The organism is Archangium sp., assembly GCF_036389735.1.
In the GTDB taxonomy this organism is placed as follows: Bacteria; Myxococcota; Myxococcia; order Myxococcales; family Myxococcaceae; genus Archangium.
In genome coordinates this window covers 1-3,357 of sequence record NZ_DASVWK010000276.1, presented here as the reverse complement: position 1 = coordinate 3,357, position 3,357 = coordinate 1, and the positions used below count along the sequence as shown (strand labels likewise).

Annotated in this window: 2 protein-coding genes; one reads left to right on the top strand and one right to left on the bottom strand. The window is 71.1% G+C overall.

Annotated features, from left to right (window positions below; genetic code table 11):
- Window positions 1-230: 230 nt before the first annotated feature.
- Window positions 231-2,357 carry a serine/threonine-protein kinase gene (locus tag VF794_RS09870; RefSeq protein ID WP_331109086.1) on the top strand — a complete coding sequence of 709 codons (2,127 nt, stop codon included), beginning with the start codon at window positions 231-233 and terminating at the stop codon, window positions 2,355-2,357.
- Window positions 2,358-2,373: 16 nt separating this feature from the next.
- Here the strand turns inward: VF794_RS09870 and VF794_RS09865 are convergent.
- Window positions 2,374-3,357: TonB-dependent receptor plug domain-containing protein (locus VF794_RS09865; protein ID WP_331109084.1), on the bottom strand; the 984-nt coding region annotated here is incomplete at its 5' end.

Genomic DNA, 3,357 nt, shown 5'->3' with positions numbered 1-3,357 from the left:
CCCCCCCCCCCCCCCCCCTGTACAAAAATTCAGTACATACCTGCCCGACAGATGGCTTCCGCCACCCCGCTTCCCGTCCATGCAGATCCCACGGATCTGCGGAGTCGACTCTAGGAGCCGAGGAAAGCCCTCCGCAATTCCGCTTGCCTGGCTGGCGGCGGGCAGTGGACACAGGGGCCTTGAGGCTCCCCACAACCGCGAGACGCATGCCGGGTTAGAATGGACGCCCGATGAACGACGACTCCACCCAGTTCCCCCGCCCCCTCGGGCGCTACGAGCTCGTCCACCTGCTCGGACAGGGCGGCATGGGCGAGGTCTTCCTCGCCAAGATTTCCGGCGCCGCGGGCTTCGAGAAGCCCTGCATCGTCAAGACCATCCTCCCCGCCCTCCTCAAGGACCGGCAGTTCCTCGACCGGTTCCACCATGAGGCCAAGGTGCTCGTGCACCTCGTCCACTCGTCCATCGCGCAGGTGTACGACATGGGTGAGGCCGAGGGCACCTACTACATGGCGCTCGAGTACGTGGCCGGCGTGGATCTGGCCTACCTCCAGGAGCAGGCGCGCGCCCAGTCCCAGGTGCTCCCGGTGCCGGTGGCGCTCCTGCTCGGCCAGCGCATCGCCGAGGGGCTCGGCTACGCCCACCGCAAGACGGGCCCGGACGGCATGCCCCTGGGCATCGTCCACCGCGATGTCTCGCCCCACAACGTGATGGTCTCCTACGAGGGAGAGATCAAGGTCATCGACTTCGGCCTCGCCAAGAGCGCCGCGCGCAGCAAGTACACCCTGCCCTCCACCGTCATGGGCAAGCTGGGCTACATGTCCCCGGAGCAGGTGCGCGCCGAGGCCCTCGACCACCGCGGCGACATCTACTCGTGTGGCGTCGTGGTGTGGGAGTTGCTCGCTGGCCGGCCGCTCGTCGCCCACGGCACGGTGGGCGAGATGATGGCCGCCATGTCCAACCCCTCCGTGCCCGCGCTGCACGAGCTGCGCTCGGACATCGACCCGGCCCTCGATGCCGTGGTGCGCCGCGCGCTCGCGCCTTCTCCCGCCGACCGCTACGCCCGCGCCGACGACTTCGCCCGCGCCCTCAACGAGCAGTTCCTGCGCACCGGCTCCTCCTTCGGCGCCGAGGAGGTGGGCAACTTCGTGCGCGCCATCTGCCCGGACGCCTTCGCCACCCAGCGCAAGCTCATCTCCGGCATCTCCAACACGGGCCTGCGCCGCACCCCCGCCCCCGGTGGTCACCTCATGCCCCCGGGCACCGCTCGCCACACCCCGCTGCCCCTGGGAGCCAATGCCGACACGGGCCTCGAGGCCACCCTGGTGCGCTCGCCGGGTAGTTCCGACGCGCCCGGAGTGCCTGGAGTCTCTCCGGCGGAGACCCAGCGTGTGGAACGTGCCGCCGCGTCCGGAGGTATGGGCCGCAAGGCCTGGACGCTGGCACTCGCCCTCGGGGCCTTCGGCCTGATGGGTGGCACGGCGGGGGTGACCGCGCTGCTGATGGACCGTCGTCCGCCTCCGCCACACCAGTGGGATGCTTCGGGCGAACCGGGCAGACCTCCTCCTCCTCCGCCTCCGCGGCACGAGTGGGGTGCTCCGGGCGGCGAACCGGGCAGGCCTCCTCCCGGGCACCCACGGCCTCCTCCTCCTCCAGAGCCTCGGGAGGTTGGCCCGGCTCCGACCGCCGAAGCCGAGGCACCCCAGGCTCCCGAGCTGGGCACGGCCCCGGTGGAGGGCGTCGCTCCCCATCCCTCGAAGCCGAGGGCGTCGAAGCTCGTCACCGCGGAGAACGTGGCGATGATGAGGGACATTCGGGGTGGGCTCTACCGCGTGTCCCATGGACGGCTGGAGGGGCTCACCCCGGGCATGGTCCTCCAGGTGGTGGCGACGCCGGGGAAGGACGGGAAGGCGCGGCTGCTCGGCGAGGCCACGGTGGTGGAGGCATTCCCGCGGCGGGCGCTGATGCGCGTCGATGCGCAGGTGCGCGATGCCGGTCAGGTCGAGCGCTTCCTGGTGCTACCCAAGGCATCGGCCACCGAGCCCCAGGCGGAGGCCGCCGCGTCAGCGCCCGAGAAGCCCACCGCGCCACACGAGCTCAGCGGGCGCATCTCACTCAAGCGCAGCGGCTTCACCCAGTCCTTCGTCCTCACCAACACGGACACCTTCGGCTGGAGCGCGTGCAAGCTCGTCATCCAGGGGCGGGACTTCCACCAGCTGGACGACATGGCTGCCGGTGCCACCCAGGAGATTCCGCTGCGCGGCTTCCAGAAGGGCGGCCGGGACGTGCCCTTCGTGGGCAAGGACCGGGCGGGCCTCTTCTGCGCCGAGGGCCAGCGGCTGTTCCCCGCCCGGCTGTGAGGCGGGGCCGTGAGCCTCAGAAGTTGCCGGTGAGCTGGAGCGTGAAGGTGCGCCCGTACTGCGGCACGGGCGCGGCGGCGCGCTCCTCTCCGAGCGGCAGGGCATAGCGCGCATCGAGCAGGTTCTGCACGCCGGCGAAGTAGCGCAGGTGCGCCAGCTCGCCGGAGAAGCCCACGCCGAGCAGCAGGGCCTCGCCCTTCTCCGCTCCCTCCCGCGCCAGGCCCCGGGCGCTCTGGTAGGTGACCTGGGTGGCCAGGCGCACATCGCCGCTGCCCAGGGGCAGCAGCATCCGTCCGGAGGCCAGGTGCGCGGGCGTGGTGCTGCTCACGTCCTCCTCGTCGTTCCTCAGGGTGACGAAGGAGTAGCTCAAGTCCACCATCAGGTAGCGCCCCGGCTGCCAGTGCAGGCCGGCCTCGGCGCCCCAGGCGAGCGTCTCTCCGGGGCGGTTGCTGGAGATGAAGCACGACGCGCTGCCACTCGGGCTGCCGCACCGGGGCGCCCCCTCCTCCTCCTCCAGCACCACCAGGTTGGAGATGCGGTTGTGGTAGCCGGCCACGGTGAGGCGCAGCTCGTCCGTCAGGTCGTGCGCGTGCTCGAGTTCGAAGGTGGAGATGGTCTCCGGCTCCAGCGTACCGGCGGGCACCTGGGTGAGCCCGTTGTCGTGGTAGTCGAGCTCGTAGACGTTGGGCGCGCGGAAGGCGCGGCCGACCACCAGCTTGGTGAGGCCCTTGTCATAGGGGCGGCCGATGAGCGCCAGCCGGGGGGTGAGCGGGGTGGTCTCCAGGTCGAGGTACTTGTCCACGCGCAGGCCCGCCGTGAGGCTCAGCCGCGGGTGCAGTCGCCACTCGTCCAGGAGGTAGGCGGACACCAGCGAGCGCGCCTCGGTGGGCAGCGTGGTGGAGTCCTCCGCGCCGAAGCTCTCCTGCTCCACGCGCAGCTGGCCCTGGCCCTCCAGGCCCAGGGTGAGCTGGTTGCCCTCGAAGAGCTGGAGCCCCAGGCG

Coding starts and splice junctions, on each gene's coding strand:
- VF794_RS09870 (WP_331109086.1), top strand. CDS start 231: ATGAACGACGACTCCACCCAGTTCCCCCGCCCCCTCGGGCGCTACGAG.